The sequence below is a fragment of the Staphylococcus xylosus genome (genome assembly GCF_002732165.1).
Lineage (GTDB): Bacteria > Bacillota > Bacilli > Staphylococcales > Staphylococcaceae > Staphylococcus > Staphylococcus xylosus.
Window position 1 is genome coordinate 518,492 of sequence record NZ_MRZO01000001.1, and the last position, 22,112, is coordinate 540,603.

24 protein-coding genes are annotated in these 22,112 nt (G+C 32.4%); 7 read left to right on the forward strand and 17 right to left on the reverse strand.

Going from position 1 to position 22,112, the window contains the following annotated elements; translation table 11 throughout:
- Positions 1 to 147 precede the first annotated feature (147 nt).
- From BTM19_RS02545 to sosA, 6 genes are all read right to left on the reverse strand, one after another.
- Entirely contained in the window at positions 148 to 615 is a 468-nt protein-coding gene (locus BTM19_RS02545; RefSeq protein WP_029377391.1) for a CcdC family protein, read from the reverse strand.
- Between the two features lie 246 nt (positions 616 to 861).
- Positions 862 to 1,047, reverse strand: a complete 186-nt coding sequence (locus BTM19_RS02550; RefSeq protein WP_029377392.1) for a hypothetical protein — start codon at positions 1,045 to 1,047, stop codon at positions 862 to 864.
- 309 nt (positions 1,048 to 1,356) lie between these two features.
- Positions 1,357 to 1,596, reverse strand: a complete 240-nt coding sequence (locus BTM19_RS02555) for a YneF family protein (protein WP_017724378.1) — start codon at positions 1,594 to 1,596, stop codon at positions 1,357 to 1,359.
- 207 nt (positions 1,597 to 1,803) lie between these two features.
- Positions 1,804 to 3,792: a transketolase gene (tkt, locus tag BTM19_RS02560; RefSeq protein WP_029377393.1), complete on the reverse strand. Its 1,989-nt coding sequence runs from the start codon at positions 3,790 to 3,792 to the stop codon at positions 1,804 to 1,806.
- A gap of 76 nt (positions 3,793 to 3,868) precedes the next feature.
- Positions 3,869 to 4,117, reverse strand: a complete 249-nt coding sequence (locus BTM19_RS02565; protein ID WP_029377395.1) for a DUF896 domain-containing protein — start codon at positions 4,115 to 4,117, stop codon at positions 3,869 to 3,871.
- Between the two features lie 129 nt (positions 4,118 to 4,246).
- Positions 4,247 to 4,480: a DNA damage-induced cell division inhibitor SosA gene (gene sosA / locus BTM19_RS02570; protein ID WP_029377396.1), complete on the reverse strand. Its 234-nt coding sequence runs from the start codon at positions 4,478 to 4,480 to the stop codon at positions 4,247 to 4,249.
- Positions 4,481 to 4,622: 142 nt separating this feature from the next.
- On the opposite strand from sosA, the gene lexA reads away from it, so the two are divergent.
- Positions 4,623 to 5,246 carry a transcriptional repressor LexA gene (gene lexA / locus BTM19_RS02575; RefSeq protein ID WP_029377397.1) on the forward strand — a complete coding sequence of 208 codons (624 nt, stop codon included), beginning with the start codon at positions 4,623 to 4,625 and terminating at the stop codon, positions 5,244 to 5,246.
- 198 nt (positions 5,247 to 5,444) lie between these two features.
- Here lexA and BTM19_RS02580 read toward each other — a convergent pair whose 3' ends face one another.
- From BTM19_RS02580 to rpsN, 3 genes are all read right to left on the reverse strand, one after another.
- Positions 5,445 to 6,443 carry a CAP domain-containing protein gene (locus BTM19_RS02580; RefSeq protein ID WP_069796579.1) on the reverse strand — a complete coding sequence of 333 codons (999 nt, stop codon included), beginning with the start codon at positions 6,441 to 6,443 and terminating at the stop codon, positions 5,445 to 5,447.
- Positions 6,444 to 6,478: 35 nt separating this feature from the next.
- Positions 6,479 to 7,456, reverse strand: coding sequence for a GMP reductase (gene guaC, locus BTM19_RS02585; protein WP_029377398.1), 978 nt, complete (start codon positions 7,454 to 7,456; stop codon positions 6,479 to 6,481).
- A 190-nt stretch (positions 7,457 to 7,646) separates the two neighbouring features.
- Complete coding sequence (gene rpsN, locus BTM19_RS02590) at positions 7,647 to 7,916, reverse strand: 30S ribosomal protein S14 (RefSeq protein WP_017724370.1); 270 nt, start codon at positions 7,914 to 7,916, stop codon at positions 7,647 to 7,649.
- 150 nt (positions 7,917 to 8,066) lie between these two features.
- Between rpsN and rpmG the strand changes: the two genes are divergently transcribed.
- Positions 8,067 to 8,216, forward strand: a complete 150-nt coding sequence (gene rpmG / locus BTM19_RS02595) for a 50S ribosomal protein L33 (RefSeq protein ID WP_017724369.1) — start codon at positions 8,067 to 8,069, stop codon at positions 8,214 to 8,216.
- A 319-nt stretch (positions 8,217 to 8,535) separates the two neighbouring features.
- Here rpmG and BTM19_RS02600 read toward each other — a convergent pair whose 3' ends face one another.
- Positions 8,536 to 10,023, reverse strand: coding sequence for a catalase (locus BTM19_RS02600; RefSeq protein ID WP_029377399.1), 1,488 nt, complete (start codon positions 10,021 to 10,023; stop codon positions 8,536 to 8,538).
- A 224-nt stretch (positions 10,024 to 10,247) separates the two neighbouring features.
- Here BTM19_RS02600 and BTM19_RS02605 point away from each other — a divergent pair, with 224 nt between their 5' ends.
- Together BTM19_RS02605 and BTM19_RS02610 are read left to right on the forward strand one after the other, a co-directional pair.
- Positions 10,248 to 11,693 carry an amino acid permease gene (locus BTM19_RS02605; RefSeq protein ID WP_029377400.1) on the forward strand — a complete coding sequence of 482 codons (1,446 nt, stop codon included), beginning with the start codon at positions 10,248 to 10,250 and terminating at the stop codon, positions 11,691 to 11,693.
- Between the two features lie 292 nt (positions 11,694 to 11,985).
- Positions 11,986 to 12,300 (forward strand): hypothetical protein, encoded by a 315-nt coding sequence (locus BTM19_RS02610; protein WP_029377401.1) that lies wholly within the window; start codon positions 11,986 to 11,988, stop codon positions 12,298 to 12,300.
- Between the two features lie 237 nt (positions 12,301 to 12,537).
- On the opposite strand, the gene BTM19_RS02615 is transcribed toward BTM19_RS02610, so the two are convergent.
- From BTM19_RS02615 to BTM19_RS02630, 4 genes are read right to left on the reverse strand one after another with little or no spacing between them, the layout of a single operon-like run.
- Positions 12,538 to 13,344: a Cof-type HAD-IIB family hydrolase gene (locus BTM19_RS02615; RefSeq protein ID WP_029377402.1), complete on the reverse strand. Its 807-nt coding sequence runs from the start codon at positions 13,342 to 13,344 to the stop codon at positions 12,538 to 12,540.
- Positions 13,345 to 13,388: 44 nt separating this feature from the next.
- Positions 13,389 to 14,309 carry a homoserine kinase gene (thrB, locus tag BTM19_RS02620; RefSeq protein ID WP_029377403.1) on the reverse strand — a complete coding sequence of 307 codons (921 nt, stop codon included), beginning with the start codon at positions 14,307 to 14,309 and terminating at the stop codon, positions 13,389 to 13,391.
- Between the two features lies 1 nt (position 14,310).
- A complete protein-coding gene (gene thrC / locus BTM19_RS02625; protein ID WP_029377404.1) occupies positions 14,311 to 15,372 on the reverse strand; it encodes a threonine synthase in 1,062 nt (353 codons plus the stop codon).
- A gap of 5 nt (positions 15,373 to 15,377) precedes the next feature.
- Complete coding sequence (locus BTM19_RS02630; protein ID WP_029377405.1) at positions 15,378 to 16,658, reverse strand: homoserine dehydrogenase; 1,281 nt, start codon at positions 16,656 to 16,658, stop codon at positions 15,378 to 15,380.
- Positions 16,659 to 16,846: 188 nt separating this feature from the next.
- On the opposite strand from BTM19_RS02630, the gene BTM19_RS02635 reads away from it, so the two are divergent.
- Positions 16,847 to 18,214, forward strand: coding sequence for an aspartate kinase (locus tag BTM19_RS02635; RefSeq protein WP_038678422.1), 1,368 nt, complete (start codon positions 16,847 to 16,849; stop codon positions 18,212 to 18,214).
- Positions 18,215 to 18,296: 82 nt separating this feature from the next.
- On the opposite strand, the gene BTM19_RS02640 is transcribed toward BTM19_RS02635, so the two are convergent.
- Together BTM19_RS02640 and BTM19_RS02645 are read right to left on the reverse strand one after the other, a co-directional pair.
- Positions 18,297 to 18,890, reverse strand: a complete 594-nt coding sequence (locus BTM19_RS02640; protein ID WP_029377407.1) for a hypothetical protein — start codon at positions 18,888 to 18,890, stop codon at positions 18,297 to 18,299.
- A 112-nt stretch (positions 18,891 to 19,002) separates the two neighbouring features.
- On the reverse strand, positions 19,003 to 19,473 hold the full coding sequence (locus tag BTM19_RS02645) for a sugar phosphate isomerase family (RefSeq protein WP_172606471.1): 471 nt from the start codon (positions 19,471 to 19,473) through the stop codon (positions 19,003 to 19,005).
- A gap of 268 nt (positions 19,474 to 19,741) precedes the next feature.
- Here BTM19_RS02645 and BTM19_RS02650 point away from each other — a divergent pair, with 268 nt between their 5' ends.
- Positions 19,742 to 20,605 carry a hypothetical protein gene (locus BTM19_RS02650; protein WP_029377409.1) on the forward strand — a complete coding sequence of 288 codons (864 nt, stop codon included), beginning with the start codon at positions 19,742 to 19,744 and terminating at the stop codon, positions 20,603 to 20,605.
- 364 nt (positions 20,606 to 20,969) lie between these two features.
- On the opposite strand, the gene nucI is transcribed toward BTM19_RS02650, so the two are convergent.
- Positions 20,970 to 21,506 (reverse strand): thermonuclease NucI, encoded by a 537-nt coding sequence (gene nucI, locus BTM19_RS02655; protein ID WP_029377410.1) that lies wholly within the window; start codon positions 21,504 to 21,506, stop codon positions 20,970 to 20,972.
- Between the two features lie 269 nt (positions 21,507 to 21,775).
- Here nucI and BTM19_RS02660 point away from each other — a divergent pair, with 269 nt between their 5' ends.
- Entirely contained in the window at positions 21,776 to 21,967 is a 192-nt protein-coding gene (locus BTM19_RS02660; protein ID WP_029377411.1) for a hypothetical protein, read from the forward strand.
- The last annotated feature ends 145 nt before the right edge of the window (positions 21,968 to 22,112 follow it).

Consider the following 22,112-nt stretch of genomic DNA (forward strand, 5'->3'; position numbering starts at 1 on the left):
TCGCGACAGCAATCTAATTTATTTAAAAGATTACGTCTCCCGCTATTTAGTAGACTAGAATTGATGTATCTAAAAATTTCACTTGAACCATTGCTCATTTAATGATTAAGGCTGAGACAATTAATTTGTCCCAGCCCCATTTATAACTTATTGAATTAAAGTTCTTTTCACTTTTTTATATTTGTATAACATCGCTAAACGCCAAGGTACAATCATGCAAAACGCAAGTAGGAAAAACATTCCTGCAATTTCGCCGGGATCTATCTGATTACTTATAAATATTTTAATTATTGTACGTACCAGAAGTAACGTTATAAGAATTATAGGAAAGGCTTTTGATCGTTTCATATAAATTTCACTACCTTGTTTTTCAAACCTAGATGTCCAAATTAAAATTGTAGAAAATAAAATACCTAGAATAATACATTCTACTATTTCAAAACCTGTCAACCTAAAATATGGAACGACGTACATTAATGCCCCCGTTGCCATAAAAAAAGGTGGTAATATGATTTTCTTTTCATTTACTGGAAAATGCTGTGCTTTCATTCGCACAATTATAACACCTATTCCCATTAGAAATGCAAATACAATGGAAAATATTAAATACAACATGCTTACACCTACTTTAAGTTTCTACAAGATGATATTCACTTTGGTTAGTATATCATTTAAATAAATAATAATCAGTATTTGTACGTTCATTTTTATTTACTATTAACCAATAGCACGTATATTATATCTTAGTATTTTTAAAATTACTAAGAAAATCATTACAGATTAATTGAATATCATAGAAAAGTCCAAATAAAAATACGATAAGATAAGCCTATTTAAAAGCTAACCTTATCGTACTTTTATTTAAAAAGCATGTGTCTGGTTACATGCCGATAATGCATCATTTAAAGTGTATCTAAGATAATTCATATCATGAATTTGCATCGCATTATGATATTTCTTAAATGCCTCATCGGTCGGAAAGTTAATATGCATATTTGCTAGTCGATCAAGTACTTCTTTGTCTTCCATGTCATAAGCATCCTTCACTTATCGATACCTCCCTTATATATACATTATAACAAACCACATTTTAGAATCAATTATTTTCTGAATATTTCAATAAATTAATACAGCTATAATCTTATATAAACTCAATAACAATACTTTTAATTGCAAAATCAATCTAAAATTTATGTATATAAGCTCACTCAATTTGAAAAAAACAATTTCCAAAAGACAAACACCATGTAAAGATCACTAAATTCTATCCATAAGCAACAATAAAGTTCCTCTGCACACAAAAACAAGGGCTGACAACTACTCAATATAAGTAGCTGTCAGCCCTTTATTTATGCGCTATTTCTTCTTCTTCATAGCGTCTTCTTGATTTTTATTCATCATCGTCATCATTTGATTAATTTTCTTTTGAGATGGTTTTTGACCCATTTGCATCATCATCATACGTAGCATTTCTTCATTAATTGGCGGGTTCTTTTTAAGATAATCCATCATATATTTTCTTGCAAGGAAAAATCCACCGACTAATCCTAGAATTAGTGCTAACACGATTAATAATATTGCTAACCAAGTTGCCATTGTTTCACCCACTTTCCTATCCTAATGAATTTTACTAAAATTAGTGCCCCTTTTCAAGAGCAACTCAATTAATATAGTGTTTCGACTTATGTATTATACCAATTAAAAAATAACTTTGTAAATATAAGTATATTTTTATTTCTAAAAATAAAAATTGGTATGAGAACCTAGGCTCTCATACCAACAAATTAAGCTTAGTTACATAAATTAAAATGTTTGAATTTGATTCAATACATTTTCTTTTGTAAAGCCATATTTTTCAACAACTAAGTCTCCAGGCGCACTAGCACCAAAACCGTCGATACCGATAACTTTACCTTCAGTACCTACATATTTATGCCAACCAAGTGGTGAAGCCATTTCAATTGCTACACGTTTAGTAATTGATGATGGCAATACTGATTCTTTATATTCAGCAGTTTGTTGATCGAACGCATTCCAGTTTGGCATAGAAACAACACGTACACCTTTACCTTGTGCTTCTAAGTCTTTAGCAGCTTCAAGTGCTAAGTTAACTTCTGAACCTGTAGCTAATAATAAGAATTCTGGTTCTTTATCTGATTCAAATACTACATAAGCACCTTTACGTACGCCTTCTTCTACAGTTTCTTTCGGTAAATCCATAGTAGTAAGATTTTGACGAGTTAAAACAAGTGAAGTTGGTGCATCTTCAGATTCTAATGCTACTTCCCAAGCTACACGTGTTTCGTTACCATCGGCTGGACGAATAACATTCATGTTTGGAATAGCACGTAAACCAGCTAATTGTTCAATTGGTTCATGTGTAGGACCATCTTCTCCAACTGCAATTGAATCATGTGTAAAAATAAACGTTGAGTTTAATCCCATGATTGATGACAGACGTAATGCTGGTTTTAGGTAGTCACTAAACACAAAGAAAGTTGCGCCATAAGGGTGTAAACCACCATGTGCAGCCATACCATTTACTGCAGCGCCCATTGCAAATTCACGAACACCAAACCAAATATTTTTACCTTCTGGTGTATCTTTATCAAAATCTGTCGCATCTTTGACATTTGATTTATTTGAACCAGCTAAGTCCGCTGAACCGCCAAAGAATGAAGGTACAGTTTTACTTAAAGTTTGAATTACTTCACCAGAGTCAGCACGTGAAGCACCGCTATGTCCAGCTTCAAAGTGTGGTAACTCATCTTTATAGTTTTCTGGTAATTTACCGCTGATAGCCAATTTAAATTCTTCAGCTAATTCAGGATATTTATTACTATACTCTTCAACAAGTTTATTCCATGCTTCTTCTTTTTCGTTAGCACGTTTCAACATACTTTGTTGGAAAATTTCATAAACTTCTTCTGGAACATTGAAACGTTTTTCAGGGTCTAAACCATAGTTTTCAAGTGTTAATTTTCTTTCATCCTCACCAAGTGGCGCACCGTGGACACCATGTGAAGCTTGTTTATTAGGAGCACCAAAACCAATAATCGTTTTAATTTCAATAATTGTTGGTACATCTTGAGATTTAGCTTCTTCAATCGCTTTATCGATTGCGTCTAAATCATTACCTTCTTCAACTAAAATGTGCTTCCAACCATAGGCTTCAAAACGACCTTTAACATCTTCAGAAAAGGCTTTATCTAAATCTCCATCTAATGAGATATCATTTGAATCATATAAAACAATCAATTTGTCTAATTGGTTATGTCCTGCTAATGAAGCTGCTTCGTGAGAAATACCTTCCATTAAGTCACCATCTGAAGCAAGTACATATGTGTAATGGTCAACAACTTTAGCATCTTCTTTATTAAATTTACCTGCTAAGTGTTTTTCAGCCATAGCCATACCAACAGACATAGCAAATCCTTGTCCAAGTGGACCAGTTGTAACTTCTACACCATCAGTGTGTCTAAACTCTGGATGTCCCGGTGTTTTAGAACCCCATTGTCTAAATTCTTTTAATTCTTCTAATTCTAAACTACCTGAAACATGTAATAGGCTATATAATAACGCAGAACCATGTCCAGCAGATAATACAAAACGATCTCTATCGAAGAAATCTTTTGATTGGGGATTAAAATTTAAGTGACGTGTCCATAATGTGTACGCCATAGGAGCCGCACCCATTGGTAATCCAGGGTGTCCTGAATTTGCTTGTTCAACTGCATCGATACTTAGCGCTCTAATCGTATCTACCGCTAATTGATCTTTTTCTTTATTCATCTAAATGACTTCCTTTCTTCTAGCAAGTTTCTATCTCATTATACCTTATTTGGTATCTATTTAACAAAAAAATGATTTAGTTTTTATCTTCTTTATTTTTAGAATCTAATATATTTTTCACTTTATCAGGTGTTACATCATTTCCTTCAGGATCTATGACTCTTGTATTTTCAATTTGTTGCTTAAATTTTTCTCTAAATGAATCTAAGTAAGCTTTTCTCAATTTAGATTGTTCTTTAGCTTCTTTTTCAGTCAAGCCTTTTTCTTTTTTCTTTTTTGCTAATTCATTTATGCGTTGTAAATCTACACCGTCTTTTTCAGCCATAATAAACCTCCGAAATTATTTATATAGAAAAATATAACAAAAAAGTGAACGAAACTAAATGGTTTCGCTCACAAAAAATACTATTATTAACAGTTCTATATAATAAAAAATTCATGCCACTATCAGTTATTAGTGAACAGCTGCCATCACTTGTTGTGAACTTTGTTCGCCTTGTATTTTAGTTTCGCTATTATCTTGTTCGCTAATTACTGATTCACTTGTTATTTGATGGTCAGTCATTTCGTACGTCTGTTCTGAATTAGCACTATTGTGTGCACTTAATATAAATAAGGCGCAAAGTATCATCGTCACTATTAATACTATAAAATAAGTCTTCATTTGCGATTTATAGTTCTTTATCATTCATAACCACTCCTAGAACGTTTGTTTGTATACAAACCTTATCAGAACATCTGTTCTATGTCAACGACCAAACGAACAAACGTTTGTAAAAACGTTATGAGCATGCTATAATTAAGCTAAATTAAATTAGGGAGTGCCTATTATGAGAGAGTTAACTAAACGACAAAATGAAATTTTTGAATATATCAAGCAAACCGTTCAATCCAAAGGATATCCACCGAGCGTTAGAGAAATTGGAGAAGCTGTCGGATTAGCATCTAGTTCTACAGTTCATGGCCACCTATCTAGATTAGAGGAAAAAGGTTACATTAGAAGGGACCCGACTAAGCCTCGTGCCATAGAGATTGTGTCAGAACAATTAGGTGAATCAGTTAATATGGAAGAAACAATACACGTTCCTGTTATAGGGAAAGTAACTGCGGGCGTACCTATTTCTGCAGTTGAAAATGTTGAAGAATACTTCCCATTACCGGAACATTTCACTTCAACCCATAATAGCGATATATTCATCTTAAATGTTGTTGGTGACAGTATGATTGAAGCCGGTATTCTGGATGGAGATAAAGTTATCGTAAGAAGCCAAACGATTGCAGAGAATGGCGATATTATCGTTGCAATGACAGAAGAGAATGAAGCGACTGTTAAGCGTTTCTATAAAGAAAAAAGTCGTTATCGCTTACAACCGGAAAATAGTGCAATGGCTCCGATTTACCTTGATAATGTAACCGTACTAGGAAAAGTCGTGGGATTATTTAGAGAAATGTAATTGATATTTCGACCAATGCTAACACTCTCAAAAAAAAAAGAGGATGCGCTCATCGCGCACCCTCTCTTTTTTTATCGTTTTTCTCTAAAACGTCTTTTACTTTTTCAAGTATATCTTCTGTTTTGTCTTTTTTGTTTGTTGTCATAACTTTTCATCCTCACATGATAACAGATACCCTTACACAACAAAACTTAAACATTAACCAGTATAATTTTCTGTCCAATAAGGCTGACGATCTTTATTAAAGTCAACACCTACACCAAGGGTGTTAAATTCTTCCTTAAGGATATTCTTTCTATGTCCTAATGAATTCATTAAGCCTTGATGAGCGTAAATACTACTTGTTTGACCATATGCTAAGTTTTCACCTGCTGCATTAAAATCATGTCCATCGGCTTCCATACGATCAAATGGAGTATCGCCTGATAAATTATTATGATCAAAATAATTATGTTCAGCCATATCTTCACTGTGTTTTCTAGCTGTATCAGAAATACTATTAGAATATTTAAGTGGCTCTAACTTATGCTGTACTCGTTCTGAATTAACTAAATCAAAGTTTTGTAATTCAAAGCTTTGAGCTAATCCCTCAGATGGTGCGCCATATTGTTGTTGTAATCGGTTTTCCATTTTTTCACTAACTTGTAAGATTGCTGTTAAGTTATTGCTCTCATGTTTATCATAAAAAGCTGTTGTATATATTTTGTCTTTATGAAAATTATCAAATTCATCATCTTGAACATCAAATTTCACATGTCCTTTTTGCTTGTCAGTAATAGGTTTACCTAAACGTTCTCTCACCTTCTCTTTAGGTGTGCCATATTTAATTTTTGATTTAGATGATATAACGTTTTGGTTACTATATAGCGCATTTACTTTATCATCTATATAACTAACCATTACAAACGCTCTATAATGATCCGAATAATACGTGTGCCAATTTGTACCATATTCATTTGATGTGACACGTTGCGGACTCCCTAGCTTTTCTTCTACAGCGCCTTTAGTCATATTCATTTGAATATTATTAACCGCAAATTCTTGTTTACTGGGTACTTTTAATGCATCTTCGTTAATTGACTTTGATGAAGTCCAATCAGCAACTTTGCTTTTCAATTGCTGTTGTACTGTATACATCGATTGTGTTTCTTTGATTGGTAAGACAAGAATAATTACTAAGAAAGTAAGTACATACAAGAATAATTTTCTAATTTTTTACACCTACTAATATATTAGTCTCTATCACCGTTGAAAATTGAATTTCTTACAATTACATAATCCACTTTTCTTAAAGAATTAAGGTCAGTACCACCTGCATATGAAATTGAACTTTGTAAGTCTTGTTGCATTTCAATCAATGTATTAGATAATGAACCTTTGTGCTCAACAAACATTTTCTTACCTTCTACATTTTTATGCTCACCTTTTTGGAATTCAGAGGCGCTACCGAAGTATTCTTTATATAATTTACCGTCTAATTCTACTGTTTCACCAGGAGATTCTTCATGTGCAGCAAATAATGACCCAATCATTACCATAGATGCACCAAAGCGTATAGATTTAGCAATATCACCGTGTGTTCTAATACCACCATCAGCAATAATTGGTTTTCTTGCCGCTTTACTACAGTTATTCAATGCTGATAGTTGCCAACCGCCTGTACCAAATCCTGTTTTAATCTTAGTAATACAAACTCTTCCAGGTCCAATACCCACTTTAGTAGCGTCTGCGCCAGCATTTTCTAATTCACGTACACCTTCGGGAGTACCGACATTACCCGCAATTAAAAATACTTCAGGAATGTGTTGTTTAATGTGTTTAATCATATTGATTACAGAATCTGAATGGCCATGAGCGATATCAATTGTAATATAATCCGGGATTGCTTTTTCAGTAGCTAATTGCTCTACAAAATCAAATTCGCTTTCTTTAACGCCTACAGAAATTGACGCAATTAACCCTTTTTCATGCATTTTCTTAGTAAATGGGATACGTGCCGCTTCATCAAATCTGTGCATTATATAGAAATAATCATTTTCAGCGAACCATTCAGCTAATTCTTCATTCATAACTGTTTGCATATTGGCTGGAACGACTGGTAATTTAAAATTTTTCGGTCCAAATTGAACAGTCGTATCACATTCAGAACGACTATTTACAATACATTTATTCGGTATAAGTTGGATATCTTCATAATCAAAAATTTTCATTGTTAATAAACCCCTAACATTTTTAATAAAACATTTACTTAATGGTAAGATTTTAATGATGTATTCAATAATTATATGGAGAATAATAGTTACATTTACTATAATTCCCGAACAATAACTTTTTATTTATCTTCACCAATAGATAATATACATTGTTTTAAACTAAATGTAAATGGACTTAGGTCGTAAATTACCAACTTGCTTTTTTAACACCTGGTATTTGCCCTTTATGTGCATGTTCACGTAATGCAATTCGTGACATCCCAAATTTGCGATACACACCTCTTGGTCTACCTGTAACTTTGCAACGACGTGTTAATCTAGTAGGTGATGAATCTCTCGGTAATTTTCTTAAAGCCTCATAATCACCTTTAGCTTTTAATTCTTTACGTAACTCATAATATGCTTCAACTAATTGTTCTCTTTTTTGTTCTTTAGCTATTTTTGATTTCTTTGCCATTGTTCTGCCTCTCCTTTTAAATCGTAATAGTTACGATTTAAATAATAACATACTCACTTCATTTTTCAACTTAAAAGTATTTGAAATTATTTTCTTTATATGCTAAAATTTTAAAACGTAATCATTACTGTTAAGAAAGAGGTGTTAATTTTGCGCGTAAATATTACATTAGCATGTACAGAATGTGGCGATCGTAACTATATTTCTACAAAAAACAAACGTAATAATCCTGAGAGAATCGAATTAAAAAAATTCTGTCCTAGATTAAACAAATATACGTTACATCGTGAAACAAAATAATTTCTCCGCTAAAATTATCTTTTTAAATACGACAATTTAAATGCAACGGTATGTTGTAATGATATTTAGCTTATAGCACTAGAGTTATCTTTATTAAATTTATAATGACTTGTGATTGCCAACTACATTTTTATCATTGTAGTTGGCATTTTTTTATTCATCTTAATCTCTAAATAACCACTCTAATTTATACGAAAAAGAGACCCATAAAGGGTCTCTTTTTACTTGTAAGAAAATACTACTAAACTATCACTATTTTCAAAAGGGTTGGAACACTTAATTTATAAAGCATTCATTCCCTCGCTGTTTTTTGACATTATTAATCTTTGATTTCTAAATCAACATCATTAATATCAACACCTAAAGCTCTCGCTACGCCTTTACCATATTCACTATCAGCTTTGTAACAGTGGCGAATGTGACGGTGTTGTACTTCTAATGTAGTACCTTGCATCTCATTAGCAGTATTTTCAAAAATGCGCTCTTGTTGTTCTTTAGATTGTAATCTAAATAAACGTCCTGGTTGTTCAAAGTAGTTGTCGTCATCTTGTCTGAAGTCATATTCATAAGCTTCGCCTTCAACTTTTAAGCCAGGCTTTTTGAATTCAGGTTGATCTTCAAATGAACCATCACTATTTGGATAATAATGCGTGCCGCCACCTTGATTATTATCCAAGATTCTCATTTGGCCATCTCTACTAAATGGGCAAATGTTTTCAACACCTACACCTTTTGGTTGATTTACTGGTATTTGCCAATGATTCACACCTAATCTATAACGTTGCGCATCTCCATATGAGAATAAGCGACCTTGCAACATTTTATCTGGTGAGAAATCTATGCCAGGCACAATATTTGTAGGTGCAAAAGCAGCTTGTTCCACATCTTGGAAATAGTTATCTGGGTTTCTGTTAAGTTCCCATTCCCCTACTTCTATTAATGGATAATCACCTTTGTACCAAACTTTTGTTAAATCAAACGGATTATCTTTATGGTTTCTTGCTTGTTCTTCCGTCATGACTTGGATGTACGTCTTCCATTTTGGATAATCTTTATTTTCAATTGCTTCAAATAAATCACGTTGTGACGATTCTCTATCATCAGCAATAATTTTCGCTGCTTCGTCAGGTTGAAGATTTTCAATACCTTGTTGTGTTCTATGATGGAATTTCACCCAAACACGTTCACCTTTGTCGTTATACATTGAGTAAGTATGAGAACCAAAACCATGCATATTTCTATAACCTTTTGGAATACCACGATCAGACATCAAGATTGTAACCTGATGTAAAGCTTCTGGTAGTGACGTCCAAAAATCCCAATTATTTTGCGCACTACGCATATTTGTTCTTGGATCACGTTTGACCGCGTGATTTAAACTCGCAAATAATTTAGGATCTCTAAAGAAGAATACAGGCGTGTTATTACCAACTAAATCCCAGTTCCCTTCATCTGTATAGAACTTTAATGCGAATCCACGAATATCACGCTCTGCATCTGCTGCACCACGTTCACCTGCTACTGTTGAAAAACGCGCAAACATTTCAGTCTGTTTACCAACTTCAGAGAAAATACTCGCTGAAGTATATTGCGTGATATCATTTGTAACTGTAAAAGTACCAAATGCTCCTGATCCTTTTGCATGCATACGTCGTTCCGGAATCACTTCTCTGTCAAAGTGAGCCATTTGTTCTAAAAAATACCAATCTTGCATTACTAGTGGGCCCCTTGGTCCTGCAGTCATACTATTTTCTCTATCAGAAACTGGTGCACCAAATAGGCTAGTTAATTTTTTATTGTTGCTCATCACATTTCCCCCTCATTCTCTACCTAAATAATAATTATTATTACCTAGTACTTATTTTAATGTAAAGTAGTTTTAAAAGCAACATATCCAACATTAATTAATTAGACTATTTTCGCAATATTTAAACATTTCTTGACTTTTAGCTGAGAAAAAGCATTGCTTGTGTCTATCAAAAGCATTAAAATGGAGTGTATATATTTTAATTAACTATTAGGAGACTTATTATGGCACAAAATAATATGAATCGTGGTTTAAATTCTCGACATATTTCAATGATAGCAATTGGCGGTGCCATTGGAACCGGACTTTTTGTTGCTACAGGTAATGTAATTTCTCAAGCTGGTCCTGGTGGTGCAATATTAGCTTATTTAATTATTGGGGTAATGTTGTATTTCTTAATGTCTTCCATTGGGGAACTAGCAACATTTTATCCTGTTTCAGGATCTTTCAGTTCTTATTCTACTCGATTTGTAGATAAGTCCTTAGGGTTTACGATGGGATGGCTCTATTGGGCAATATGGTTACTAGTTACTAGCGTGGATATCATTATTTCTGCAAGTGTACTTAATTATTGGGATACGTTTCAATTTTTCAGTCCAGTAACTTGGAGTATTATCTTTTTATGTTTACTTTTCTTATTAAATATATTTTCAGTTAAAGCATTTGGTGAAACTGAATTTTGGTTATCATTAATTAAAGTAATCACAATTATCATCTTTATCGCTGTCGGTGTTCTAACTATCGTTGGTATTTTAGGTGGTAAAACATATGGACTGTCAAATTATACTATGGGCGAAGCACCATTCGTTGGTGGTTTTTCAGGTTTCTTAGGCGTGTTACTCGTTGCAGGTTTCTCAGTTGGTGGTACAGAGGTAGTTGCAGTCACTGCGGGTGAATCATCTAATCCTGATCGTTCAATGCCAAAAGCGATAAAACAAGTGTTTTGGAGAATATTATTATTCTATGTATTATCTATTGCTGTTATATCTGCAATCATACCTTATACTGATCCTTTGTTACTAAACGAAAGCGAATCAGTATCTCAAAGTCCCTTTACAATTGTCTTTGACCGTGTAGGAATTGCTTTTGCAGCATCTGTAATTAATGCAGTTATCTTAACTTCGTTGTTATCAGCAGCTAACTCAGGTATTTATACCACTAGTAGAATGTTGTACTCAATGGCTGAAGACAAACAAGCACCTAGATTTTTAGCAAAATTAAATAAAACAACAAAATTACCTATAGTTGCTCTATTTACAACTTTCATTATTGTATTAGCAGTAATTATATTGGCTCAATTCAAATCTGATATTGTGTTTACATTACTCAATATCATCGGTTCTTTAGTTATTGTTATTTGGGCAGCTAGTATTCTAGCTCAAATCAGACTTCGCTTGGCAATTAAAAAGCAAAACAAAGACCCTAAAGATGTACTACCATATAAAGCACCATTTTATCCTTTAGGGCCGATTATTGTAATCATCGCTTTACTGTTCTTGTTTGGAGGAAATTCGTTCGGAGCAGTATTATCAGGAGATATTGGTGCATTATTTAGAAATATAACACCTATTGTCATTTTAGTTCTAATATACTTAGTACATAAATTTATTAGAAAAACTAAAATTGTAAAACTTGAAGAAATTGACTTAAAACGTCACGATTTAGACTAGTTATATTTCATAATTAAAGATGTATAAACACCCTTTAATATGGAGAGAACATTAACAACTGAAAATGATATCTCAAAGTTATGAAAAATGGGGATACGAAAGCAATTTCAAACATTGATTTCGTATCCCTTTTTTGTTATATAGTACTTTATTTAAATTACATAGATTTATCAATATAACACCCGAACAATTTTATTAACTCTTTCTAAATACATAAGCCTCAGTTATTTTCAGTTATATAGAAATATAGTATAATAATTAATAACAATGACGTAACTTAGAGGTGAAGAATATGATTGGGCAAACGAATTTATTTGACGATATTTTAGAAACTGAAGAACGCTTCGTTATAGTTGTGCAATCACTTGAAGATAAGCATCAGCGCTTAATCAAACGTACATTAAGAGAGTATAGTAGTTTAGACCATTCACAAATGGAAAGTCTTTTTGAACATTTGAAAGACTTATTTTTACAAGAAGACTTTGAGGAAAACCAATCTGCATTCGCAATAACTGTTTATACTAACTTAGACTATACGGCAGATCATGTATATGCACACGTCAAGCGACATCGTGGCAAAAACGAATGGACACATACTGCTAAGTAATCTATAGCATATATTGAATACTTAGTGTATTAGGCATCTAACTATTGCAATCTTTTATAAAGTGATAAACACATTGATTTAAACTTATCAAACAGGGACTGCCTCGCTAAAATCCTATATTTATTGAATTGATTTCAGTGATCATGTACAAACTATTTTTAGAATATTTACAAGCAACCATTATCAATAAAAAATAAAGCCCGAAACACATAATTAAGTGTGTCTCGGGCTTTATTTTTATTTTAATAAGTTTCTTAAAGCATGTGGAATACCATTATCACTGTTACTTAAAGTTACCTCATCAGCAACTTTTTTCACATCATCATTAGCATTTCCCATTGCTACAGCATGTCCAACAACCTTTAACATGGAGATATCATTGGCGCTGTCACCAAAAGCAATTACTTCTGATAGATTAACTTGCACTTTTTTACATAATTCAGTGACGGCATTTCCTTTGGATACACCATTAGCCATAAATTCTAAGAAATAAGGTTTACTTGTAGTAACATCAATTTCTTCATTAAAATGGCCGGCCAAATCTTTATTGAGACCTGTAATAGTTGGTACATAATCAACGCCCATCACTTTAGGTACATCTTCTTGAATGAAATCCTTCAAGTCATCTACACGCTTCATAGGAAGCCCAGTTAATTCAGACTCAATATTCATATATTCATGTTCACCTTCGTAAACAATAAACCCATCTTGATAAGTTAATACAAATAATCCATTTTTTCTACAATAATCGACTATAAAATCAAAATTTTCTTTAGAAACAGTACGGCTTACTTCCACCGTTTCCGTATTAACATTTACGGTTTTTCCACCATTATAGCTAATTACATAACTTTGAAATTTATCCAATTGTAAAGTTTTAGCAGTAGGTAACATACCTTCTGTAGGACGTCCTGATGCTAATACAACTTTGTATCCTTTATTTTGTATATCAATTAAATAACTTTCTGTTTCAGGACTCATTTGATTGTCATGGTTCATCAACGTGTCATCCATATCCATTACTATCATTTTATATTCACTCATGTTGCTTGTCTCCCTTCAACGTCTTCACTATATATTACAACAAATTATTGACGTTGGTACAACACTTTGAGTTCAACACCAGTCTCATTAATCGTCACCAACTCTGAACGACAATTTTCAAATGTTCTTTTCAACTCTCTAACTAATTCACCACTACGTTCAGGAGCTATCATAGTAAGTACAGTTGGACCTGCACCACTTATCACCGTAGCATATGCTAAATATTGTTTTGCTAGTCCTTTAATTGTCTGGAATTCAGGAATTAAATCTTGTCTATATGGTTCATGAAACCCATCTTGTTCCATCATTTTTCCAGCTAATACGTAATTATGTTGAATAAGTGCACTAATCATCGTATTACTAATCGCGCTATTTTGAACAGCTTTTTTATGTGAAAAGGTATCAGGTAAAGCATTTCTTGAATCAACCGTTCTTAATTCATAAGATGGCACTGTAATAATGATATCTAATTTAGGTGTATCAATATAAGAAACATCAGTTACCTTAGTTTCCGGATTATAATAACCTAACACTAATCCACCGTATATCGTCGGTGCGACATTATCAGGATGACCTTCAAATTCGGTAGCGAGTTGCAATAATTCATATTTTGATAACTCAATATCACCAAAATAATTTGCTATGTATAAGGCACCTACTAAAGCAGATGCCGAAGATCCTAATCCTCTAGCCAAAGGAATTTCACTTCTCATTTCAATTTCTAACGTAGGTAAAACCACATTATACTTGTGCGCAACCTTTTGTGCGATTTGGTAAATGTAATGACTATTATCTGTTGGTAAACCTTCCACATTAGGACCGATATGGTTAAACGACCAATGATCATCATTACTTATTTTCACATCTAAATATAAAAATTTATTTAATGCCATACCAATTGAATCAAATCCAACACCTAAATTTGCAGTAGATGCTGGTATTTTCAAATGTAACCTTTCGCTCATGCTAAATTGCCCCTTTGATATAATCTAAAATACTTTCTCTATCATTTGGCAATGGTTTAATTGGATTATCCAACAAGGAAATTGCAGTATCTGGATCTTTCAAACCATTACCAGTTAATACAGAAACCACTTTTTTACCTTGAGGTAATTTGCCTGCTCGATGTAACTTGATAAGTCCTGCAATTGAAGCATTACTAGCTGGCTCACTGAATACACCTTCGTTACGCGCCATCAATTGATATGCCTCTAAAATTTCTTCGTCAGTAACGCTATCTATTTGTCCATTAGATTCTTCAAGTGCAGCAGTTGCTTTATCCCAACTTGCAGGATTTCCAATTCTAATTGCTGTGGCAACCGTGTCTGGGTCTTTTACTACTTTATTTTGAACGATTGGCGAAGCACCTTCCGCTTGAAAACCAAACATTTGTGGTAATTGCGTATCATTTGCTTCATGGTAATCTTTGAAACCTTTCCAATATGCAGAAATGTTTCCAGCATTACCTACTGGTATTGATAAAATATCAGGTGCCACACCGTCTAATTGTTGGATGACCTCGAAAGCAGCTGTTTTTTGCCCTTCAATACGATAAGGGTTTACTGAATTTACTAGAGCAATTTCTCCATTTTTAGCAATTTCTTGAACAATTTCTAAAGCTTCGTCAAAATTACCTTCTATTGATACAATTTCTGCTCCGTACATCACAGCTTGTGACAATTTACCTAAAGCGATTTTACCTTCTGGAATAACTACAATAGCTTTTAATCCAGCACGTGCTGCATATGCAGCTGCCGAAGCTGAAGTATTTCCGGTAGAAGCACAAATTACAATTTTCTTGCCTTCTTCTTTCGCTTTAGCCATTGCCATAACCATACCTCTATCTTTAAATGAACCTGTCGGATTGGCACCTTCATATTTTACATGTAGTTCAATACCTAGCATTTTAGACATGTTTTCACAATAAATTAATGGTGTGTGGCCCTCATTTAATGATAATGATGGTGTTTTTTCAGTTACTGGTAAATAATTTTTAAATTCTTCTACTAAACCTTTCCAATTCTTCATATTAATTAAACCCCTTCTACTGGATAAATTTTCTTAACGATATAACCTGACTCTTTAATTGATGCTTCTGGATTTTCATCGATTCCGATTACTGCAACACCTACTGTATGAGCGTCACGTTCAGTTACTGCTAATGATTTGTGGAAAGGTAATACACCCTTAAGTAAGGTTTCAACTTTACTTATATCTTCACCGTCTGTTTGCACGACAACGTAGTAACTTTCTTTTTCCTTAATTGATACCGTATCTCCATCGTCCATAATCGCTTTCGTCTTTTCAGTTTTTAATTCAAAATGTGGCGGTAATGTGTGTAAATTCGTATCAAAATTTAATGTTACATTTAGCAAGTCACTTACAACTGCGCTTCCAGTAGCTAGACTACCAGCACCTTTCCCGTAAAACATTGTTTCACCCACTGCATCACCGATGACATAAATTGCATTAAACTCATCTTCAACAGCGGCTAATTGATGGGATTTGTTTATAAGTGTAGGTGAGACAGAAGCTTGTACTTGACCATGTTCATATGTCCCTTTACCAATTAACTTAATCTTATAACCAAGATCATCGGCAACTTTAATGTCTGAAGGCTCAACATCACTAATACCATGTCTTACCACATCGTCTAAATTAATCACTCTATTAAATGATAAGTAAGAAGTAATGACAACTTTTCTAGCAGCATCGATACCTTCAACATCATCAGTTGGATCCGCTTCTGCAAAGCCCAATCTTTTAGCTTCGTCTAATGCATCTTCGAATGACGTTTGCTCTTTTGTCATTTTACTTAGAATAAAATTAGATGTGCCATTTAAAATACCCATAAACTTACTAATGTTATTAGCATTTAATCCATTGTTAATTGCGTTTACAATTGGAATACCACCTGCGACACTAGCTTCATATTTCAATGCTACATCATTTTCTTGAGCTAAATCTTCTAATACATTTAGATGTACTGCTAATAAATCTTTATTTGCAGTCACAACATGTTTCTTCTGACTTAATGCGCGCTTCAACCAATCCACCGTTGGCTCAATACCACCCATAACTTCTACTATAATATCAATTGAATCATCGTTTAAAATTTCATCAATATCTTCAGTTAAATTATAATTCGACACATTGATTGGACGTTGTCTTGATTTATCTCGAACCAATATGTGTCGAATATTAATATTTTTATTCATTGTTTCTTGTATTTGTTCTCTATTTTCTTCAATAATTTTTACTACACCAGAACCTACAGTTCCTAAACCTAATAAGGCTACATTTAATTCCTTCATAATTTCATTCCTCCGATTGTTCTTCTAAAAAATACAGTTGTACAGTTGAAAAATACTTGAATATGGTATAGTATAAATTCATTCATTATTTTTGTAAAGGTGAAAATTTAGATTCTATATATATCCTATCACTCTCGTGATAAAAACTAAACAAAATTTTCTGATTTTTTAGAAAGGTTGTATGTCCCATGAAAGTTGCCAAGTTTGGAGGAAGTTCTGTATCTACTGCAGATCAAATCAAAAAAGTATTAAATATCGTTAATTCCGATGAGGACCGGAGAATCATCATCGTGTCCGCACCAGGTAAGCGACATAAAGAAGATGTTAAAACAACAGATTTACTTATTCGTCTGTATGAGAAAGTCATTGATGATTTAGATTATATTTCTAAAAAAGAAGAAATTATTCAGCGTTACGCTGATATCATTTATGAGTTAGATATGAGTGATAACCTATTAACTACTATTGATCAAACGTTAGAAAATTTTATTACTACATTAAAAGATAAACCTTCACGTTTATTAGATGCTTTACTTTCATGTGGTGAAAATTTTAATGCACAATTAATTGCAGAATATAATAATAGCCAGGGCATACCAACTCGTTATATATCTCCTGGCGAAGCGGGCATTCAAGTTACCGATTTGCCCCAAAATGCACAAATTTTAGATCAATCATATGAAGCACTATATAACTTAAGAACATATGACGAAAAATTAATCGTCCCTGGTTTCTTTGGTGTTTCAAGACAAAATTATATCGTAACATTTCCTCGTGGTGGGTCTGACATCACTGGTGCTATTGTTGCAAGAGGTGTCAGAGCAGACTTATACGAAAACTTTACTGATGTTTCAGGCATTTTTAGAGCAAATCCAACAATTGTTAAGAATCCTGAAGTCATAGATGAAATTACTTATAGAGAAATGAGGGAATTGTCTTATGCGGGCTTCGGCGTCTTTCATGATGAAGCTTTACAGCCCCTGCATAAAGATAGAATTCCTGTCGTTATAAAAAACACAAATCGACCAAATGATACTGGAACATTTATTCGTCATGATAGAGAAATTAATTCTAGTAATATCGTGAGTGGTATTAGTTGTGACAAAGGCTTTACTGTATTAAATATCAAAAAATATTTGATGAATAGACAAGTAGGATTCACACGTAAAATCTTAGGCGTGTTAGAAGATTATAATATTTCTTTCGACCACATGCCTTCAGGTATTGATAGCATCAGTATCATTATGCGTTCAAAAGAAATTCATAATAGAGAGGAACAAGTGCTTAATGACATTCGCGATAAATGTGACGTCGATGAGTTAAGCGTAGAACATGATTTAGCTATCCTAATGATTGTTGGCGAAGGTATGCACAGAATCGTTGGCACGGCTAACACCATTACACATGCCTTAGCAGAATCAAAAATAAATTTAAAAATGATGAACCAAGGTGCTTCTGAGATTTCAATTATGTTCGGTATTGATGTAGCAGATGCAGATAAAGCTGTGAAATCAACTTATGAATATTGTTACAACGGTAAATGCTTAAAAGTTTAGTATCACACATTATTTAACAATCAAAAAATCCTTCAAATTAATTTTTGTCCTCTTGTTAAGACTGACAATAATTTGAAGGATTTTATATTGCTTTTTTCTCTGAAATAAGCGCTTGGTTAATACGTTCATCTCCAACGACTAACCTCAATATTACGAATTGATAATAACTTAATGAATCTATTACATTTCTATAATTTGGTAGTTGATGATAGTCTATTGGATCTAATAATTCATACATCAACACGATTTCTGGTTTAATATAATCTACATCCCATTTGATAGAATGAAAATAAATATTTTTCTCTGGCAACCTTATGTTATGATTCCACCTAAACATCCATTCTTCATCTTTTACATCGTATACAATCACGGTCATAACCAATGTATCACCATCATATATATTAGCGTGAGTAATCTTTGAAAAATCTACTGTTGTATAATCAGAAGTGCTATGTGTAGTGTCGTGCAATAATGTTTGGTATTCATTCGGAATATATTTTAAAACTTCCCCCAAAAACTTTCTCTCAACACTAATATCAACTTTATTATCTAAATTAAATGCATCATGTAAAAACAATTGTTTTGCTATTTCACCATTATATTTAATTAAATTTGGTACATTAGTATTTAAAATTTCGACAATTCTCTTTATCGATTTATTTTTTTCATTTTCCAAATGTGCACCCCCTGACAAAAGTAAGCGTTTCCAATAATTAATATTATATAGTTTGTACTTAAATATTTCAATGTATTAAATACAAAATCGTGAAATAAAACACAAATTATTTTTAAAAACTACCTACCAAGGTGTAATCATGAGATGAATGATTATCTAAAAGATCTGGTCTGTTTAACAGAAAAATATCATTAGCATTGGTGTTAAGCATTTTTTGAATATCGGCAATAGCAGGTATTGTCTGGTATAAATCATTATCTTGTATATATGGTACAGTGATAAAGTAATATCGAATACGATATTTTGAAAATGTTTGCACTACATCTGAACCTACAATGATATGAAAAGCACTATCAACCACACCATTAGGTACAATAATATTAAAATTTGTATACCTAGATACGTATTTAATAATATCTGTAGAGTAACTAATCACAGATATTTTAATATCATAATTAGAAAGTTCGTCTAAAATTTTATATGCAAAAGGATGATTATCAAAAGCTATAATATCCTCATGTTTAATTGTTCGAGTAATGTGCTCGAGATATTCTTTTATCGTACTCAAATCACTTTTCACCATCTTCCTTATTTATATTACATATAATTTATTATAGCTATTAATCTAAGTAAGTTAAACCGTTATCTATTTAAAAAATACCACTTAAGTGCCCAAAAGATACGAAAGGAATTAATTTACAAATATAATTTATGTACAGGTTAGTTATAATATATTACCATGGATATGATCATATTAAGTTTAACGAATTGGTTAATAGCATTTGTACAAAATTAGATAAAAGCGTAAAATGAACTATGTTAAAAAATTTAATAAGATTAGGATGATATTCATGTTTTTACCACTTATATTACTAGTAATAATAGTATTACTTATTATTATAGTATTTATAGATCATCGTGTTATGCAAAATAAGCTTGAAACTGAAACTTATGCTAAGGATCAATTAGTAACTAAAATAAGTACAGTTACACGTGAAAATACAAATTTGAAAAATAAAATGTTAGACATAGATTCAAATAATGACACACATCACCATGGTCTCAGAAAAGCTAAACAAGATTTATCAGTCATTTTAAATGAACAAAAAGAACAAGGCGTAATAGCGTACTTCGACATTATTGCTACTGGTAATTTAGCTGTTAAGCATCCTCTATTTGAATACGCAAGAGCTTTTGACTATATTGTTTTTACCGAAAAAGGAATTTTTAATATTAATGTCAAAAATTGGAAGCAAAAAACTTTTTATCACTTCACGCCTGATTCAGCAGAGCAAACTGAAATTGATAATGAGAATTCAGTACATCAAATTGTTGGAAGATATATTGCCAATCAATTTCATGGCCAATACCAATCATCTCGTTCTACAACTTATACATTTATAGAACGTATTAAAAATAATTCTGTCATTTATGACTTTTACAATTATGACCCTTATGAACAAGCTTCTAAAAACACTCAAGCATTAGAAGCCAAAATTCAAGAGCGTTTAAATCAACAAATTCCAAATGTTGGTCTCGTTTACTTCACAGACGGTAGTGTGAATTTAATCGATGGTCCAACAGTTAGAAATAATTATGTGGAAACAGTTTCTTCAAAATCTTCTTTACAAGAAATTATAAAAGAAACATTAAATTCAAAAAATGATGTATTAACCAAAGAACAATATGATAAACTAATTGCACGGTTTAACTAATTAAAAAAACAGACCTTAAGTGATAGTTCTCCTAAGGTCTGTTTTCTTATATTTATATAGTTTTTTCAAAATAACCGTGATCTTTCAGAGTAAAGTTACCTCTTTTATCAATTAATTTATTTAACTTAATCAACACCATCACTGCTTAAGTTATATTTAATCTTCCCAGTGTAATATTTGGCAGTAATTTGTGCCTAATCCTGCAGGATGATTACTAGCCGAAGACTACAGCCAAAGGCAGTGTCCGCGGAAAGCGTGCAAAAAACTGCCAACAAAGTCAGAGACTTTGTCGACAGGCAGGTCTTTTTTATACTTTATCGTTCTACTAAATAATATAAAGGTATGTTAGCTACTTAGAACAAGTTTACTTGCTCCAAAGATTCACTTTATCATTTTTAGCTTGTGTTTCAGCTTGTTTAAATACTTCTCTATACTTTCCATTGGGAGAAAAATATTTTTCTCTAGCTAATCCTTTTTTTACCAATTCCTCATTGAACATCGTTTTATCATCGATCCATACATATGCTAATGTTCGTCCATAACGATCTTCTTTTTCTTTATCGTATTCTAAATATACATCTTTATTCGTTAAATGTTTTTTAGAATAATCCGACGCTTCTTTACCATAAGGTTGTACTGGCGTGTTAGGTTTAACAGTCTCTGGTGTATCCATACCAATTAACCTAACCTTCAATTGTTCATTGTCACTATTTTTAGCAACTAACGTATCTCCATCTACAACACGTTCAACATGAACCTTTTCCGAATTGTCAGGCCCAGAAGATGTATCACTATTACCATTTTCTTGAAATGGTCCCGTATGATTAATAAATTGAAATGCTAATACACCCAATACAATTACAATTGCGATCAAAGATGTCGTTTTCTTTTTTGATTTCACTGTTGCACCCACTTCTTTTTAATTGTCCAAATTATCATATAGAAAAAAGTGGCGTGCGTCAACATAACAAATATACTTTTTAAACAACGAAAATAATTATTGAGCTATTTAACACGCGATTATAATCTTTCCGTATAAAAACTACCCATCTTAAAATTTGCTTTCACACTGTAATTATTTGAAAATTGAAGTTCATTCAAATCTATTTGGTTTTATTTATCTATTTAAATAACTCATGCTATAATACTTAATGAATAGGAGTGAACGCGTTGAGTATATTTAAAGAAAACATGATAACAATTATCGCAGTTATTGTAGCTATCATTATTGGTATGGTATTGCAATATCAATTACAATTACCCCCAATGGTATCAGCAGTTGTAGCTATATTATTAGGCCTCTTAGTTGGCTTTATCGTATTTGTAATCCAAGCAATTGTCACTAAAAATAATAATAAATAAATTTAACTGTCGCATATTCAATGCGGCAGTTTTTTGTTGCTTTAACGTTAAATCAATTTATATCCAGCCATTTTAAAATTATGTAACAATAGTTTAGAATGCAATTTCTTCCACTGCTCTCATTTTATTATTTTTAATCTTTATC

What these genes read in the sequence shown, in the direction of transcription:
- BTM19_RS02635 (WP_038678422.1), top strand. Translation starts at nt 16,847, where the DNA reads ATGAAAGTTGCCAAGTTTGGAGGAAGTTCTGTATCTACTGCAGATCAA.
- BTM19_RS02600 (WP_029377399.1), bottom strand. Translation starts at nt 10,023, where the DNA reads ATGAGCAACAATAAAAAATTAACTAGCCTATTTGGTGCACCAGTTTCT.
- thrC (WP_029377404.1), bottom strand. Translation starts at nt 15,372, where the DNA reads ATGAAGAATTGGAAAGGTTTAGTAGAAGAATTTAAAAATTATTTACCA.
- lexA (WP_029377397.1), top strand. Translation starts at nt 4,623, where the DNA reads ATGAGAGAGTTAACTAAACGACAAAATGAAATTTTTGAATATATCAAG.
- BTM19_RS02610 (WP_029377401.1), top strand. Translation starts at nt 11,986, where the DNA reads ATGATTGGGCAAACGAATTTATTTGACGATATTTTAGAAACTGAAGAA.
- BTM19_RS02545 (WP_029377391.1), bottom strand. Translation starts at nt 615, where the DNA reads ATGTTGTATTTAATATTTTCCATTGTATTTGCATTTCTAATGGGAATA.
- BTM19_RS02650 (WP_029377409.1), top strand. Translation starts at nt 19,742, where the DNA reads ATGTTTTTACCACTTATATTACTAGTAATAATAGTATTACTTATTATT.
- sosA (WP_029377396.1), bottom strand. Translation starts at nt 4,480, where the DNA reads ATGATAAAGAACTATAAATCGCAAATGAAGACTTATTTTATAGTATTA.
- BTM19_RS02630 (WP_029377405.1), bottom strand. Translation starts at nt 16,658, where the DNA reads ATGAAGGAATTAAATGTAGCCTTATTAGGTTTAGGAACTGTAGGTTCT.
- BTM19_RS02645 (WP_172606471.1), bottom strand. Translation starts at nt 19,473, where the DNA reads ATGGTGAAAAGTGATTTGAGTACGATAAAAGAATATCTCGAGCACATT.
- rpsN (WP_017724370.1), bottom strand. Translation starts at nt 7,916, where the DNA reads ATGGCAAAGAAATCAAAAATAGCTAAAGAACAAAAAAGAGAACAATTA.
- tkt (WP_029377393.1), bottom strand. Translation starts at nt 3,792, where the DNA reads ATGAATAAAGAAAAAGATCAATTAGCGGTAGATACGATTAGAGCGCTA.
- thrB (WP_029377403.1), bottom strand. Translation starts at nt 14,309, where the DNA reads ATGAGCGAAAGGTTACATTTGAAAATACCAGCATCTACTGCAAATTTA.
- BTM19_RS02605 (WP_029377400.1), top strand. Translation starts at nt 10,248, where the DNA reads ATGGCACAAAATAATATGAATCGTGGTTTAAATTCTCGACATATTTCA.
- BTM19_RS02555 (WP_017724378.1), bottom strand. Translation starts at nt 1,596, where the DNA reads ATGGCAACTTGGTTAGCAATATTATTAATCGTGTTAGCACTAATTCTA.
- BTM19_RS02615 (WP_029377402.1), bottom strand. Translation starts at nt 13,344, where the DNA reads ATGAGTGAATATAAAATGATAGTAATGGATATGGATGACACGTTGATG.
- guaC (WP_029377398.1), bottom strand. Translation starts at nt 7,456, where the DNA reads ATGAAAATTTTTGATTATGAAGATATCCAACTTATACCGAATAAATGT.
- BTM19_RS02565 (WP_029377395.1), bottom strand. Translation starts at nt 4,117, where the DNA reads ATGGCTGAAAAAGACGGTGTAGATTTACAACGCATAAATGAATTAGCA.